The organism is Nocardiopsis endophytica (assembly GCF_027706725.1).
GTDB classification, from domain to species: domain Bacteria; phylum Actinomycetota; class Actinomycetes; order Streptosporangiales; family Streptosporangiaceae; genus Nocardiopsis_A; species Nocardiopsis_A endophytica.
Genome location: NZ_JAQFWQ010000003.1, coordinates 89215 through 103931, shown reverse-complemented (window position 1 = coordinate 103931; position 14717 = coordinate 89215). Strand labels below are relative to the sequence as shown.

Genomic DNA, 14717 nt, shown 5'->3' with positions numbered 1-14717 from the left:
GGCCGTCGTACGGCCGGGGCCGTCGGGTCAGTCGCGGGCGCGGGAGGTGTCCGGCCCGGGGCCGTCCGGGAGGGGGCGGCGGGCGAGCAGGCACCCCACCGACCCGTCCGGACCGACGGCGGTGATCAGGGCCAGGCGCCCGGAGGCCGGGTCGGGCCCCTCCTCGCGCCACCGGGCCAGCACCGCGGCGAGCGCCAGTGCCGCACCGGCGGCGTTGGTGTCGCCGAGCCTCTCGGCGGCGTCCAGCTCCTGGGGGAGGCGCCCGCCGAACACGGCGTGCAGTGCCTTCCGCTCGACGGGGGCCTGCGCGGCGCGCGCCGTGCCGCCGGGGGCGACCAGCGCCACGTCCCCCGGCTCCGCCCCGGCCCGGGCCAGCGCGTTCCCGACGCAGGCGGCCAGGCGGCGGGCGGGCGCGTCCGACCCCTGCGCGGGGTCGGCGAACCCGATGGAGCAGGCGAGGATCCGTCCCAGCGGCTCACCGGCCCCCTCGGCCTCCGTGTGCGGCGCGCCGGGGGCATCCAGGGCGAACACCGCCGCCCCCTCGCCGAGGGCGGCCCCCGGCGCCAGCTCCCCGTGGCGCATCCACGCCGCCTGCGGGGACAGCTCCTCGGCCGCGCCCGCGAGCAGCCGGTCGGCGCGCCCGTTCAGCAGCGCGGTGCGCGCGTAGCGCAGGGCGTGCAGCGCGGCCAGCGGGCCGCCCGAGACGGTCGCGTTCAGCCCGGTCAGCCGGTTCCGGATGGCCGCCCGCCCGGCCGCCGAGTTCATCAGCGTCCCGGGGAAGTCCGACGGCGACACCAGGTAGGGCCGCTCCTGGGTGAACGTGTCGTGCAGGAACCCGAGCACGGTCTCGGCGCTGCCGACCGAGGCGCCCAGGACGATGCCGGTCCGGTCGGCCGGGGCGGTCCGCCCCGCGTCCTCCAGCGCGAGCGCGCAGGCGGACATGGCCAGCCGGTCCGTCCGGGTGAGCTTGCCGAGCCCCTTGCGGCCGAGGATCCCGGCGGGGTCGTAGGCCGCCGGATGCACGCGCACCGGCGGGTACTCCGCGGTGCCCGCGCCCTCGGCGGCCCCGTTCCCGACCGCGAAGCCGGGGCCGCCCGGAGCGGCGAGGGGCGCCAGGCCGAGCCCCACGGGCGAGACGGCCCCGCAGGCGACGATGTCCACGGGGCGCCGTGCCGCCTGTCCGGCCTCCGGGGCCCGGACCGGGGATCTCGATGCGGTCGGGTTCATGGGCGGACCTCTCCGAACAGGGTGATCGCGTTGTTGCCGCCGAAGGCGAATCCGTGGTTCTCCACCACCCGCGGGCGCCCCGGACGGGCCTGCGGCACCGGGTCCGCGCCGGGCCCCAGTTCGGGGTCGACGTCCCGCACCGTGGCGGTGGGCGGAAGGAACCCCTCGTGCAGGGCGGCGCAGGAGGCGACGGCGCCGAACGCGGCGGCGGCGCCCATGGTGTGCCCCAGCATCGACTTGATGGAGCTCATCGGCGGCGGCCGGTCGCCGAAGACGGCGCGCACCGCGGCCGTCTCGGTGGAGTCGTTGGCCCGCGTCCCGGTGCCGTGGGCGCAGATGTAGCCCACGTCCCCGGGCCGGACCCCCGCGTCAGCGTGGGCCAGGCGGACGCACTCGGCGATGGAGTCGGCGTCGGGGTTGGTCATGTGCACGGCGTCGCAGGTCATGCCGTACCCCAGGACCTCCGCGTACACCCGGGCCCCGCGGGCGAGCGCGTCCTCCAGCGGCTCCAGCAGCAGCGCCGCCCCGCCCTCGGCGGTCACGATGCCGTCCCGGCGGGCGTCGAAGGGGCGCGGTACGTCCTCGGCCAGCGCGCCCAGGCGGTGGAACCCGGCGTGCGTGGCGCGGTTGGAGGCGTCGGCGCCGCCGCACACCGCCGCGTCGGCCTCGCCGCTGCGGACCAGGTCGTACCCGTGCGCGATGGCGTAGTTCCCGGCGGCGCAGGCGGTGCCGAACACCACGGCCTCCCCGCCCAGCCCCAGCTCGGCGGAGGCCGCCGCGGCGATGCCGCCCGCATCGGCGCGTGCCGCGTGCCCGGATCCCAGGGCCGGGGCACCGCCCTCGAGGGCGCGCGCCGCCAGGTCCTCCATGATCTGCGACTCGCCGTTGGTGGTGCCGAAGCAGCTCGCCGCGTCGCGCAGCGCGGGCGCCTCGGGCGCCAGGCCTGCGTCGGCCGCGGCCATCGCCGCCGCGGCGGCGGCGAACCGGCCGCTGCGGCCCCACTCCTCGGGTGTGATGCGCTTGAGGTGCTCGTGCGGCCGGAAGTCGGCGACCTCACCGGCGAGTGTGCGCTCGAACCCCTCGGGGTCGAACTGCCGGATCGGGCCGATGCCGGAGCGCCCTTCGCGGAGGGCGGCGGTGAACGCCCGGGCGCCCATGCCCAGGCTGCTCACCGCCCCCATGCCGGTCACGGCGACCCGGCGGCCGCCCCGCTCACGCACCGGCCGGCTCCGCGGTCGCGTACCGAGCCACCAGCGCGTAGGCGGCCGGCAGGTCGTCCAGCTCGGTCAGGTCCTCCTGCGGGATCTTGATCCCCAGGTCGCGCTCGAAGCGCGAGAAGATCTCGATGACCAGGATCGAGTCGGCCTCGAAGTCCTCGGCGAAGCTGCTCTCCTCGGTGAGCTCGTCCGCCTCGACCTCCAGGACCTCGGCGACGATCGCGTGAACACGGCCGCGCAGGTCCTCGGAAAGCCCGGTGCCACTCATCTGTCTCCTCCAGAGTGCGGGGAATCGGTGAGATGGGGGCGGAACGCCGTATCCCGCGCACATGCCATTCCGTGCACGGTGGATGACGCTGCGGAATCCGTTCGTCCCCCCGTTTTTCCGCAACGCCTCCATCGAATCCGCACGGGGCCTCGGCGGCAAGATGAACAAAAGTGGCAGGCGGGTGCTCCCCGAGGGGTGGGGCGCAATTCCCGACTACTACTTCCGGCGATTCCCGTGCTCCTTTTCATGGCGTTTTGATCGGGCTTTCATCGGCCGCGCCCAGCATGGTCGCCACGACCCGTGCACACCGTGCCGCGCCGCGGACCACGCCGCGGACCGGGACGCCAGGGAGAGGAGATGTGCCGATGACGCCGAGCCCCGCCGTCGGGATCGAGGCCGCCGCCGTGCTGCTGCCCGAGCACCGGGACCGGGCGGAGGCCGCCGTCGAGGCCGGCCGCATGACGCCCCGCCAGGCCCACGAGGTGGGCCACCGGGAACTGCCCGCCTCCCGCGACCTGAGCGCGCCCGACATGGCCGCGGCCGCCGCCGACGAGGCGCTTCGCCGCGCGCGGGTGGACGGCAAGGAGCTGGACACCGTCTGCCACGCGTGGATGTATTACCAGGGCCACGACCTGTGGTCCCCCGCCCACTACATCGCCCACCGGGTCGGCGCGCACCGCGCGGTGCCGTTCGGCGTGCAGCAGGTGTGCAACGGCGGCGCCGCGGCGATCGACCTGGTGGGCGCGCGCCTGGCCGCGCGCGCCGGGGAGCGGGACCGAGAGGCGGGCGCCGGTGCCGCCGTGTGGGGCCTGTCCACCACCGGGGACCGGTTCTCCGGCCCCGGGTTCGACCGCTGGGCCAGCGACTACGGAGTCGGCTACGGCGACGGCGGCACCGCGCTGGTGCTGCGCAGCCCGGTGGGGCCGCAGACGCCGCTGGCCGTGCTGGCTATGGCCACGGTCGCCGCGCCCGAGCTTGAGGCCATGCACCGCGGGTCCGACGCCTTCGCCGAGGCCGCCCGGGACCTGCGGCCCAGAGTGGACATGCGGGCCACCAAACGCGACTACCTGCGCCGCCACGGCGGCGAGGGGTTCGCCCGGGTCAACGAGGAGAGCATCGTCGGGGTCACCGAGGAGGCCCTGCAGCGGGCGGGGCTGGAGGCCGCGGACGGGCGGATCCGCCGCGCGCTGCTGCCCCGCTTCGGCCGCAAGACGTTGGAGGGGTCCTGGATCCCGCTGCTGCGCGAGCGCCTGCGCGCCGACCTGGTCGATGTCGGGGCCGACACCGGCCACCTGGGCGCCGGGGACACGCCGGCGGGCGTCGCGGACCTGCTGGAGGGGGACCGGCTCGAACCCGGCGAGGTCGCCCTCGTGTACAGCGCGGGCGCCGGGTTCACCTGGTCGTGCCTGGTGCTCCAGGCGCCGCAGCGCTGAGCGGGGCGGCCGGGGGCGCCGCCCCCCGGACCGCCCCGTGCGCCGCCCCGCCGGGCGGCGCCGAAACCGCCGCGCGGGAGGACCGCGCGGCACCGAGCCGACCCCGGGGAAGCGGTCCCCGGGAGCAGACAGGAGGCAGTGGGATGGCGCGTTCGGTGTTCATCACCGGAGGGGGACGGGGGATCGGCCTGGCCGTCGCCCGGGCCATGGCCGCCGACGGGGACCGGGTGGCCGTCGGGGTGCGCAACGGCGCGGCCCCCGACGGGCTGCTCGGCGTGGCCTGCGAGGTCACCGACCAGGCGTCGGTCGACGCGGCCTTCGCCGAGGTCGCCGAGCGGCAGGGCCCGGTCGAGGTGCTCGTCGCCAATGCCGGGATCACCAGGGACCGGCTGCTGCCGGCCATGGACGACGCCTCCATGGAGGAGGTGCTGCGGACCAACCTGACGGGGGTGATGCGCACCGCCCGGGCGGCGGCGGGCGGCATGATCGCCGCGCGCCGGGGGCGCGTCGTCCTGCTCTCCTCGGCCCTGGGCTTCCTGGGGTCCCCGGGCCAGACCAACTACGCGGCCACCAAGACGGGCCTTCTGGGGTTCGCCCGCTCGCTCGCCTGGGAGCTGGGGTCGCGCGGCGTCACCGTGAACCTCGTCGCCCCCGGGATCATCGACACGGACATGACCCGGGGGCTGAGCGAGCGGCGGATGCGCGAGACCATGCGGATGACCCCGCTCGGCCGCACCGGCACCCCCGAGGAGGTGGCGGCGGCCGTGCGCTTCCTCGCCAGCGAGGAGGCCGGCTACATCACCGGGGCGGTGCTGCCGGTCGGCGGCGGGATCGGGATGGGCGTGTGAGCGGACCGGGCGGCCGCCACGGGCGAGCTGATCAGCCCCCGTTCGACCGCCTTGTTGGCGGCCTCCACCCGGGACCGCGCCTGCAGTTTGTCGAAGATGTTGCGCATGTGGCGCTTGACGGTCGCCTCCACGATCTCCAGGCGCCGGGCGATCTGCTGGTTGCTCATCCCGCGTGCGGCCAGCTCGATCACCTGGCGCTCGCGGGCGGACAGCACCTCGTCGCCGCCGTCGGCCGCGTGCGGTGCGGCCAGGCTCTCGGCCGAGAGCGACAGGGTGACGTGGCTGCCGGGGGCGCAGGCGTCCCGGACCGCCGCCGTGAGCGCCTGGTGGGTGACGGTCTTGTGCAGGAAGCCGCGGATGCCCAGGGGCAGCAGCGACTGCACCAGGGCGGGGCTGTCGTGCATCGACAGGATGAGCACCCGCGCGGTGGGGACGCGCTCGCGGAGGCGGCGCACGACGGCGGCCGGTTGCCCGTTGCCCGGCATCTCCAGGTCCATCAGGACGATGTGCGGGACGGTCTCCTCGGCCATGCGGATCATCTCCGAGGCGTCGGCGGCCCCGGCCACGACCTCGAAGTCCTCCTCGGACCGGAGGAGTTCGGCGAGCGCGTTGCGCAGAAGTGTGTGGTCGTCGGCTATGAGGATCCTTATCCGATTCATCTTCCTGCCCCCTGACTACTTCGACAGACGATCGGTCGGCCGTGCCGTGGCGGGCACGCCGGGATGGGGATACGGGGGAGCGGACGGCCCGCGGGGCCGGCGAGGGGGAGCACGGGGCGCGCCGGGGACGGTCGGCTGGGCCCCGTCCGGCCGGACTCAGGGGCCGGAGGGCAGGCGGGGGGAGACCCGGTCTCCGAGGACGGGCTCCGGAGCGTGACCGGGGTCCCGCATTCGGTGAGGGGTGGCCGGGGAATGTCGTTCCGGGTTAAAATAACGGACGGGGTTCGGGGTTTCACTCACGGTGGGAGAGAGCCGCTGAAGTGTGATTCCTCGTTCCTCTCGAGTGCGGACGATGCATTCACATGATCTTTAGCGGGGCGGATGCCCGTTGTCCTGCAATGGCACCGCCGAAAGCCTAGCACGGTGGCTAATCGGGCCGATGTGAACTGCGCCACTGCGCCCGCCCCGGTGCAGGTGCGCAAAGGTGCGACTTAAGTTGCAGGTGCGCTGATACTTGTGTCGACGGCGCGAAGGGGAATGCGCGCCGACCCCCTATATTCCATCCGGACGCCGCGAATGGAAATGCGAAATCCCTTCGCGAAGCAGAATCCGGGTGACCTCGGGGGGAACGGACCATGGACACACCGCGCTTCCGTACACTCGGCGGGCTCGCCGTCCGGGAGGGCGGCGCCGAGCACGCGCCGCGCGGCCCCAAGCTCGGCGCGCTCCTCGCGCTGCTGGTGCTGCGCCCCGGACGCACCGTCGGCATGGACGCCCTCGTCGACGAGCTGTGGGGGGACCACCCGCCGCGCGGTGCCGTGGCGACCGTGCGCACGCACGTCTACCACCTGCGGCGGGCACTGCGGGAGGACCTGGGGGAGGGGGCGGACCGCTTCCTGGTCACCCGCCCGCCGGGGTACGCGGCCGACATCGTCCCCGAGGAGGTCGACGCGACCCGGTTCACCCGCGCGGCCGAGCGCGCACGGCTGCTGCTCGCCGAGGGGCGCGCCGACCGGGCGTACACGGAGGCCGGGGCCGGGCTGGAGCTCTGGCGGGGGCGCCCGCTGGCCGACGTGCGCACCGGGAGGGCGCTGAGCGGCGTCGCCCAGCGCCTGGAGGAGGTGCGCCTGCAGCTGCTCACCGTCCGCATCGAGGCGCGGATGCTGCAGGGCAGGTACACCGAACTCCTCCCGGAACTGCGCGACCTGGTCGCGGCGCACCCGTTGAACGAGCCGTTCCACGCCTTCCTGATCGAGGCGCTGCACAGGAGCGGGCGCCGGGGGGACGCACTGGGGGCGTTCCACCGGCTGTCCTCGGTCCTGGACGAGGAGCTGGGCCTCGAGCCGTCAGAGCGGGCCAGGCGGCTGCGGCAGGTCATCCTCACGGACCCGGTGCCGGGCCGAGCGGGCACGGTGGATCCGGCCGGAGCCGTCGGCACAGCGGAAACGGTAGGCGCGGTGGGAGCAGCGGGCGCAAGGTGAGGCGGTCCCACCGGCGGCGGGTGTCCGGCCGGCGGGGTACCTCCTCATCCGTCGGCGCCCGCCGCCGGTGGCTGCGCATGCCACCAGGCGCGGGCGGGCCCCCCCCGCGGGCGCCGCTCCCCCCCCCGCGCCTGGTGGCCGTCGGCCGGGGCCCGAACCCGGGTCCAGGGTGGCGGGAGGGCCCGAATCCTCCGAGACTCAGTACCGGCCGCCCTCCGCCTGCGGAACTCCGTCCAGCAGCTCCAGATCCTCCCTGCTCAGCCGCACCTCGGCCGCGCCCGCGTTCTCCTTCAGGTAATCCAGGCGCTTGGTGCCCGGGATCGGCACGATGTGGTCGCCCTGGGCGAGCACCCAGGCGACGGCCACCTGCGCCGGGGTCGCCCCGTGCCGGTCGGCCACCTGCCGGACGGTGTCCACGATCCGCAGGTTCGCCTCCCGCACGGAGGCCTGGAAGCGCGGGTTGACCGACCGGAAGTCCCCGGCCTCGAAGGTGGTGTCCGCGGTGACGGCGCCGGTGAGGAACCCCCGGCCCAGCGGCGCGAACGGCACGAACGCCGCCCCGTTGCGGGCGCACCAGGCCACCACGTCCCCGGAGGGCCCCTCCAGGCCGCCCCCGCCCCGGCCCCCGTATCCGCCGGGGGAGGCGGCGGCGTCACCGCGCGCGGCGGTCCACCACAGGGAGAACTCGGACTGCACGGCGGCCACCGGGTGCACCCGGTGCGCCCGCTCCGCCTCCTCCACCGACACCTCGGACAGCCCCAGGTGCCGGATCCTGCCCTCCCCCACCATCTCGGCCAGCGCGCCCCAGGTCTCCTCCAGCGGGACGGCCGGATCCACCCGGTGCAGGTAGTACAGGTCGATCACGTCGGTGCCGAGCCGGCGCAGGCTCGCCTCCACCGCACGGCGCATGTGCGCGGGCGAGGCGTCCCGGTGCATGGTCTTGGTGGGCAGGTCGTCGACGACCAGGCCGCCCTTGGTGGCCAGGAACGCCTCGTCGCGGCGCCCGGCCAGCGCCTTGCCGACGATGCCCTCGTTGTGGCCGTCGCCGTAGACGTCGGCGGTGTCGACCATGCCCACGCCCAGGTCAAGGGCGGTGCGCACCACCTCCGCGGCGCGGTCGTCGTCGCGCTGGGACTCGGCGTAGGCCCAGCTCATGCCCATGCAGCCGAGTCCGACGGCCCCCAGGGGCCCAATCGTCGTACCGTGCGCGCGCTGCTCCATCCGGTCTCCTCCGTGGGTCGCGTGGGTGTCAGGCGCCGACCGGGTCCGGTCGGCGCAGGGCGGACCGCAGCAGGCCCTCCAGCTCGGCGGCCCGGTCGGCGCCGAGCACGTCGATGACGTGGCCGTCGGGGCGCACCAGCGCCACCGCGGGGCGTGGGCCCAGCGCCTCGGCGAGCCCGGTCTCGCGGCCCGGGGCGGCCTCGGCGACCGCGAACGCGGGACCGGCCATGCGGCGGACGCGCCGGGCGACCGGGGCCCAGCGCGGGTCGGGGCGGCGCCCCGGCCACAGCACGGCGGTGGGCCTGCGCGCGTCGACCTGCAGCCACTCGCGCCCGTCCGCGGCGACGGTGCGGGCGCCGTCGCCGCCGTCCAGCGGCGCGGGCAGCACGGGCAGCCGGTCGCCGGGGCGTACGCGCCGGGTCGGGCGGGCGGTGGTGCGCAGCGGGTCGGGCGTGCCCTCCCCGGGGCGGTAGGTCGTCCCGGTCTGGGCGACCAGCGGGGACAGTGAGCGCTGCAGCAGCCCGGTGGCGTCGGCGGCGCGCAGGGCGGCGTCGCGCACGGCGATCCGGCGCGGGTCGCGCAGCAGCCCCCAGTGCGTCTGCAGCGCCGTGGTGCGGGCCACCGCGTGCGCGGCCCGGCGCCGCTCGGCGTCGTACCCGGCCAGCGCCTCCTCGGGAAGGCGGCCCTCCAGGACACCGCCCAGGCGCCAGCCGATGTTGACCGCGTCCTGCAGGCCGGTGTTCATGCCCTGGGCGCCCGCCGGGCTCATGATGTGCGCGGCGTCGCCGATGAGCAGGCAGCGCCCCAGGCGGAAGGTGCCCGCGGTGCGGGCGTGCACCCGGAACGTGGTGCTGAAGCGCAGCTCGCCCAGGCGGTTCCGGCCGGGGCCGCGCTCGTCCATGAGGCGCTGGAAGAACTCGCGCGAGGGCGGGGTGTCGTCCACGGCGTGCGGGACGCTGACCGCCACCCGGGTGACGTCGTGCCCGAGTGGGCCCAGCGCCAGGCTGCCCTCGGGGGTGTAGCAGTAGCTGACCACGTCCATCGGCGCGTCGCCGGTGACCTCGGCGTCGGTCACCGAGAAGCTGACGTCGAACTGCGCCCCCTCGTAGGGCACGCCCAGGAGCTTGCGCAGCGTGCTGTGGGCGCCGTCGGCGCCGATCAGCCAGGAGGCCTCGACCTCCTCGGTGCCGCCCTCCGGACCCTCCAGCACGACCCGGACGGCTGGGCCCCCGGGGGCGCCGACCGAGGTGAGGCGCACGCCCCGCTCGATCTTGCCGCCCAGCTCGGCCAGCCGTGCCTCCAGCAGGCGCTCGGTCTCGCTCTGGGCGATGGCGACGGCGAACGGGTAGGGGGTGTCGGGCAGCCGGTCCATCCACGCGGTGGCCTGGCGGCGCCCGCTGGAGAAGTAGGCCACCCCGGCGATGCGGTGGCCGTGGTCCACGATGCGGTCGGTCAGCCCGGTGCGGCGCATCAGTTCCAGCAGCCGGGGCCACACGATGGTGGCGCGGGAGTGGGCCGAGTGCTCGCGGGAGGCGTCGACCAGCCGCACCGCGGCGCCCTGCTGCAGCAGCTCGCACGCGGCCAGCATGCCGACCGGGCCGGCGCCGACGATGATCACCTGCTCGTCCATGGCTCGCACCTCTCTTCCGTCGCGGGGACGGGTCGCCTTGGCGGGGTGGGGCGGAGGCGGGGCCGGGGTCGCGGGCGGCCGGGCCTCCCGGCGCCGATCGGCGCCGTTGGCACGCTAACGACCGGTCGGCCCGCGGAGCGGCCTTCCGCTACGGAAGAGGGGCGGCACTGCTCCTAAAGCGCCAATGCCCGCCCGTCACCCTCCACCGCCCTCAACCGTCGCGGCTCCGCCGCGCAGTACCCGCTCGTCACCCTCCACCGCCCTCAGCCGTCGCGGCCCCGCCGCGCAGTACCCGCCCGGCTCACTCCTCCTGCAGGGCGCGGATCCCGCGGTCGAGCAGCTCGCGCAGGAGGGCCACCTCGTCCTCGGTGTAGACGTCGGACAGGCGCGCCTCCACGGCCAGCGCGCGGGCGTCGGCCTCGTCGAGCAGTTCCTTGCCCTTGGGGGTGAGCGTGGCGAGCAGGACTTGGGCGTGGACTTCGGCGGGGGCGCGCGTGACGAGCCCCTTGGACTCCATGGTGGACAGCAGCGAGGCCATCGACTGGGGGGTGACGCAGCACACCCTGGCGAGCTGCGAGCCGGAGAGCGACGCGAAGGACAGCGCGTGCAGCGCGGCGTACTGCGGCACCGTCAGCCCCAGCGGGCGCAGGGCCTTGTTCTTGGCCGCCATCAGGGACTGCTCGGCCCTCTTGACGTAGGTGCCGAGCCGCTCCAAGAGGGCGTCGTTGATGCGCTGTTCCGCGTTCATGGGGCCTGCCTCCCGTCGATCCTGCACCGTCAAAGTATCAGGATTGACAGTCAACCCCTAGTCCTGACTTGACACAGAAGGCTGATTCCTGTTCCGTACTTGATTGAGTATCAGGGTTCTGATGCTCCATCGCGTCCGTAACCACAGGAGAGAGTTTCATGTCGGCCGACTCCCCGGCGCCCCCCGACCGGCGCGCCAAGCCCGCACTCACGCTGGTGCTGATCTGTGCGGCCATCGTCCTCGTCCCGGTCACCGCCACCGGGTCGTCGGTGGCCGTGCCCGGCATCAGCCAGGACCTGAGCATCGGCCTGGCGGCCGCGCAGTGGGTCGTGAACGGCTTCTTCCTGACCTTCGGCGGCTTCATGGCCATCACCGGCTCGCTCGCCGACCTCACCGGGCGGCGGCGGATGTTCGCCGGCGGCGTCGCCCTGTTCTGCGCCTCGATGGTGCTCGCCTCCTTCGCCCCGAACATCGGCCTGCTCATCGCCGCGCGCGCGGCGGCCGGGCTGGGCGCGGCGGCCGCCACCACCGGCGGCAGCGCCGTGCTGGCCCAGACCTTCTCCGGGGTCGCCCGCACCAAGGCCTTCGGCGTCTTCGGCACCGCGATCGGCCTGGGGCTGGCCTTCGGCCCGCTGGTGGCCGGGTTCCTCGTCACCTCGCTGGGCGGATGGCGCACCTTCTACCTGGTGGCGGCGCTGGTGCTGCTGCCGATCCTGCTGATGGCCCCGCTGCTGAAGGAGTCCCGCGAGACCACCTCCGGCGGGATCGACTGGGGCGGGGCCGTCACCTTCACCGCGGGCCTGATCCTGTTCGTCTTCGGCCTGGTCGAGGGGCCCGAGCGCGGCTGGACCGACCCGGTGGTCATCGGCGCCCTGGCCGCGTTCGCCGTGCTCATGGTGGTGTTCACCGCCGTGGAGCGGCGCCGGGACGAGCCGATGTTCGACGTCTCGCTCTTCGCTCGGCCCCGGTTCCTGGCCATCTGCGCCATGCCGGTCCTGCTGGCCTTCGGGTTCGTGGCGCTGCTCATCGTGCTGCCGCCCTACTTCATGGCCGTCGACGGGGTCAGCGCCCAGTACGCGGGCCTGCTCCTGGTGCTGCTGACCGGCCCCACGCTGGTGGTGCCGCCGGTGGTGAACTCGCTGGCGGGCAAGGTGTCCCAGCGGCTGCTGCTGGTGGTGACCATGGTGCTGGTCGCGGTCGGGAGCGCCTGGCTGACCGTCATCGGCCCCGGGACGAGCGTGTTCGTCCTGGCCGGTCCGCTGATCTGCATCGGCACCGGCTTCGGCATCTCCCTGGCCATCCTGGACGGGGCGGCGGTCAACTCCGTCGAGCCCGGCCGGGCGGGCATGGCCGCGGGCATCTTCAACACCATGCGGCTGGCCGGGGAGACCATCTCGATCGCCGTGCTCAGCGCGATCCTCGCCGGGGTCACCCGCAGCCGGCTCGCCGAGGCGGTCGACGGGGAGACCGCGGCGGCGGCCACCGCCCGCCTGCTCCAGGGCGACATGGACGGGGCGACCGGCGCGGCCTCGGGGGCGCAGGCCTCCGGCTTCCTGGAGGTCGCCCAGGCCGGGTACACCGACGCCATGCACACGGCGCTGTGGACCATCGCGGTCCTGTCGGTGCTCGGCGCCCTGGCCGTCGGCCTGATGATGAGCGAGCGCGCGCCCGAGGCCCAGGCCGAGGGGGAGCCCGAGGGCGACGGCGCCGAGAAGCCGTCCCCGGTCGGCTGACCCCGCACCGTACGCACCCCTGCCCACGGGGGCACCGCAGCCCCCGCCCTCCGCTCCGCCGGGCCTCCCTGCCCCGGGCCCGGCGGAGCGCCGGGCAGGGGTGTTTCGCGGTGCCCGGACCCGCCCCCCGCAGGCGCCGCGGCGAAATTCCATGGCCGGGTCCGGACTCCCGGAAAATCCTTTCCCGTCGGTCCTCACCGATATGATCAGGTAATCATGTCAAGCGTGTCTTGAATGTCGAGATGCAGGGCGAATTGCGGGTCGGGATTCCGTTGTGACGCTCATGACCAGCGGCTTCCGTATGACCGGCTCCCCCTTGCCCCAGCACCGCCGGTGTCCCGCCCGCGTTCCGGGAACACAGCGACCCCGTTCCGGAAAAACGGGGAAGGCGGCCCGATCCGGCCGCATCGAAAAATGTGTGTCCCACGACACGGTGAGAGGTCGTGCAATTCCGCGCCTCCGCTCCACCGCCCTCGGCCGATACATCGAAGGACGAATCGTGCACCGTGCCACCACAGTCACCGCCGAGCCTGCGACGGCGCGCCCGCCGGAGCCCGCGTCCGCCGCACCGGGGCCGCACCGGACGCCCGGGGCCGCCGACGGCACACCCACCGCACCCGGGGAGGCGCCCGCCCCGGCCCACATGATCGGATCCCTGCTGTCCGGCTCCGCGACCAAGGGGGAGGAGGCCGCCCCGGGCGGGGGCGGTCCCGAGCCGCCCGTCGGGCTGCACCCCGGCGAGGCCGACGCCGTCCTGCGCCGCTTCGAGCTGGCCCTGCCCCTGTCCCCGGGCACCGACGACCCCGCGGCGCCGTCGCGGGACGACCTCATCGACTACGCGCGGCGCATCCTGGCGGGAGCCGGGTCCGCCGACGCGCGTCGGCCCGCACAGGCGCGAGTGCGGGGCGGCGCCGCGGCGCACGCGGTGGCCCTCCTCCAGGAGTGCGCCCTGCAGCAGGTCCTCGGACAGGGCACGGTCGGCGACACCGGGCCCGGCCTGCGGCGCGCGGTCGAGGTCGTGCGGCTGATCGGCGACTCGGTCCGCAGGGACGCCGAACGGCCCGCCGCCGCTGAGCGGGCGCCGGGGAGGCGCAAGGAGCGCACCCTGGCCCGGGAGCTCCACGACGAGCTGGGCAGTTCGCTCACCACGGCGCTGCGGCGCATCGAGGTGAGCGAGCGGACGGCCGACCCCCGCCACATCTCCGCGGCGCGGCAGGCGGTGTGCCACGCCCTCGACCACACCCGCTACCTCATCAAGGGGCTGCGGCTGCAGACCCCCTTCTCCTCCCTGGACGAGGCGCTGGAGTCGTTCCTGGCCCGCATGGCGCCCGACGGGGTCGCCGTGGACGTCCGGTTCACGGGCGGGGAGGAGTCGGCGCCGCTGTCGTTGCGGCGCGAGCTGTTCATGGTGGTGCGGGAGAGCCTGCGCAACGCCTTCGCCCACTCGGGCGCGGGGCGGGTGACGGTGTGCGTCCGGACCAACCCGTGGTGGATCTCGGCGAGCGTGGCCGACGACGGGATCGGGTTCGACACCGGGGCGGCGCACTCCGAGCGCTGTTCCTACGGCCTGGCGTCGATGAAGGAGCGGGTGGAGGAGATGGGCGGATGGCTGACCGTCGACTCCGCCCCGACGATGGGCACCGTGGTCCACGTGCGGCTGCCCGTGCGCACCCCCTGAACGGAGGAACCGAGTGCCGGTCGACGAGTCCTTCACGGGGCGGAGCTACCCGCCCAGCGCGCCGTACGAGGTCGGGCGGGAGAAGATCCGGGAGTTCGCCCGGGCGATCGGCGACCCCCACCCCGCCTACACCGACCCGGAGGAGGCCCGGAGGCGGGGGCACCCCGACGTGGTCGCGCCGCCGACGTTCGTCTTCGCCGTCGCCTTCGAGGCGGCCGGTGCGGTGATCCACGACCCGGACCTGGGCCTGGACTACTCCCGGGTGGTCCACGGGGGCCAGCGGTTCGCCTACACCCGCCCGGTGCGGGCGGGCGACGTCCTGACGGTGACGTCGACGATCGAGACGGCGGGCACGGCGCGCGGCAACGACATCCTGGAGGTGCGCGGAGAGGTCCACGACGCATCCGGCGCCCACGTGGTGACCGCCTGGACCACACTCATCTCCCGCGCTCCGGACGACGGCTGAGGCGGACGCCGTCCGGGAGCGGGCGCGCGGGGCGTTCTCCACCGGGGCGGAGGCCTGGGCCCCGCCCCGGCGGGGCCATGACCCCCCTTGACGGCGGGGGAGGGGTCC

General features: G+C 75.1%; 13 protein-coding genes. 6 read left to right on the top strand and 7 right to left on the bottom strand.

All coding sequences use genetic code 11. The features are described from left to right. Positions 1-27: 27 nt before the first annotated feature. The 3 genes from O4J56_RS01925 to O4J56_RS01915 are packed head-to-tail and all read right to left on the bottom strand — an operon-like array spanning position 28 to position 2712. On the bottom strand, positions 28-1227 hold the full coding sequence (locus O4J56_RS01925) for a beta-ketoacyl synthase N-terminal-like domain-containing protein (protein ID WP_270683289.1): 1200 nt from the start codon (positions 1225-1227) through the stop codon (positions 28-30). Further along, the gene (locus O4J56_RS01920; RefSeq protein WP_270683288.1) at positions 1224-2447 is read right to left on the bottom strand and encodes a beta-ketoacyl-[acyl-carrier-protein] synthase family protein; all 1224 of its coding nucleotides are present in this window, start codon (positions 2445-2447) and stop codon (positions 1224-1226) included. The genes O4J56_RS01925 and O4J56_RS01920 overlap by 4 nt, the downstream gene beginning before the upstream one ends. Continuing rightward, the gene (locus O4J56_RS01915; RefSeq protein ID WP_270683287.1) at positions 2440-2712 is read right to left on the bottom strand and encodes an acyl carrier protein; all 273 of its coding nucleotides are present in this window, start codon (positions 2710-2712) and stop codon (positions 2440-2442) included. The genes O4J56_RS01920 and O4J56_RS01915 overlap by 8 nt, the downstream gene beginning before the upstream one ends. A gap of 365 nt (positions 2713-3077) precedes the next feature. Here O4J56_RS01915 and O4J56_RS01910 point away from each other — a divergent pair, with 365 nt between their 5' ends. After that, positions 3078-4145, top strand: coding sequence for a 3-oxoacyl-[acyl-carrier-protein] synthase III C-terminal domain-containing protein (locus O4J56_RS01910; protein WP_270683286.1), 1068 nt, complete (start codon positions 3078-3080; stop codon positions 4143-4145). A gap of 143 nt (positions 4146-4288) precedes the next feature. After that, a complete protein-coding gene (fabG, locus tag O4J56_RS01905) occupies positions 4289-4993 on the top strand; it encodes a 3-oxoacyl-ACP reductase FabG (RefSeq protein WP_270683285.1) in 705 nt (234 codons plus the stop codon). Here fabG and O4J56_RS01900 read toward each other — a convergent pair. Continuing rightward, positions 4939-5652 (bottom strand): response regulator, encoded by a 714-nt coding sequence (locus O4J56_RS01900; protein ID WP_270683284.1) that lies wholly within the window; start codon positions 5650-5652, stop codon positions 4939-4941. The two genes, fabG and O4J56_RS01900, sit on opposite strands and share 55 nt — an antisense overlap. A 635-nt stretch (positions 5653-6287) precedes the next feature. On the opposite strand from O4J56_RS01900, the gene O4J56_RS01895 reads away from it, so the two are divergent. Beyond that, the gene (locus O4J56_RS01895; protein ID WP_270683283.1) at positions 6288-7133 is read left to right on the top strand and encodes an AfsR/SARP family transcriptional regulator; all 846 of its coding nucleotides are present in this window, start codon (positions 6288-6290) and stop codon (positions 7131-7133) included. Positions 7134-7331: 198 nt separating this feature from the next. On the opposite strand, the gene O4J56_RS01890 is transcribed toward O4J56_RS01895, so the two are convergent. From O4J56_RS01890 to O4J56_RS01880, 3 genes are all read right to left on the bottom strand, one after another. Next, complete coding sequence (locus O4J56_RS01890; protein WP_270683282.1) at positions 7332-8354, bottom strand: aldo/keto reductase; 1023 nt, start codon at positions 8352-8354, stop codon at positions 7332-7334. Positions 8355-8382: 28 nt separating this feature from the next. Further along, positions 8383-9984, bottom strand: coding sequence for an FAD-dependent monooxygenase (locus O4J56_RS01885; protein ID WP_270683281.1), 1602 nt, complete (start codon positions 9982-9984; stop codon positions 8383-8385). Positions 9985-10285: 301 nt separating this feature from the next. Then, positions 10286-10732, bottom strand: coding sequence for a MarR family winged helix-turn-helix transcriptional regulator (locus tag O4J56_RS01880; RefSeq protein ID WP_270683280.1), 447 nt, complete (start codon positions 10730-10732; stop codon positions 10286-10288). A gap of 158 nt (positions 10733-10890) precedes the next feature. On the opposite strand from O4J56_RS01880, the gene O4J56_RS01875 reads away from it, so the two are divergent. From O4J56_RS01875 to O4J56_RS01865, 3 genes are all read left to right on the top strand, one after another. Continuing rightward, complete coding sequence (locus tag O4J56_RS01875) at positions 10891-12465, top strand: MFS transporter (RefSeq protein ID WP_270683279.1); 1575 nt, start codon at positions 10891-10893, stop codon at positions 12463-12465. 499 nt (positions 12466-12964) lie between these two features. Continuing rightward, entirely contained in the window at positions 12965-14143 is a 1179-nt protein-coding gene (locus O4J56_RS01870; RefSeq protein WP_270683278.1) for an ATP-binding protein, read from the top strand. A gap of 13 nt (positions 14144-14156) precedes the next feature. Then, entirely contained in the window at positions 14157-14609 is a 453-nt protein-coding gene (locus O4J56_RS01865) for a MaoC family dehydratase N-terminal domain-containing protein (RefSeq protein ID WP_270683277.1), read from the top strand. The last annotated feature ends 108 nt before the right edge of the window (positions 14610-14717 follow it).

Bases quoted from the DNA above. Each gene is read 5' to 3' on its own strand.
- O4J56_RS01900 (WP_270683284.1), bottom strand. From the start codon at position 5,652: ATGAATCGGATAAGGATCCTCATAGCCGACGACCACACACTTCTGCGC.
- O4J56_RS01875 (WP_270683279.1), top strand. From the start codon at position 10,891: ATGTCGGCCGACTCCCCGGCGCCCCCCGACCGGCGCGCCAAGCCCGCA.
- O4J56_RS01880 (WP_270683280.1), bottom strand. From the start codon at position 10,732: ATGAACGCGGAACAGCGCATCAACGACGCCCTCTTGGAGCGGCTCGGC.
- O4J56_RS01910 (WP_270683286.1), top strand. From the start codon at position 3,078: ATGACGCCGAGCCCCGCCGTCGGGATCGAGGCCGCCGCCGTGCTGCTG.
- O4J56_RS01915 (WP_270683287.1), bottom strand. From the start codon at position 2,712: ATGAGTGGCACCGGGCTTTCCGAGGACCTGCGCGGCCGTGTTCACGCG.
- O4J56_RS01925 (WP_270683289.1), bottom strand. From the start codon at position 1,227: ATGAACCCGACCGCATCGAGATCCCCGGTCCGGGCCCCGGAGGCCGGA.
- O4J56_RS01890 (WP_270683282.1), bottom strand. From the start codon at position 8,354: ATGGAGCAGCGCGCGCACGGTACGACGATTGGGCCCCTGGGGGCCGTC.
- O4J56_RS01885 (WP_270683281.1), bottom strand. From the start codon at position 9,984: ATGGACGAGCAGGTGATCATCGTCGGCGCCGGCCCGGTCGGCATGCTG.
- O4J56_RS01895 (WP_270683283.1), top strand. From the start codon at position 6,288: ATGGACACACCGCGCTTCCGTACACTCGGCGGGCTCGCCGTCCGGGAG.
- fabG (WP_270683285.1), top strand. From the start codon at position 4,289: ATGGCGCGTTCGGTGTTCATCACCGGAGGGGGACGGGGGATCGGCCTG.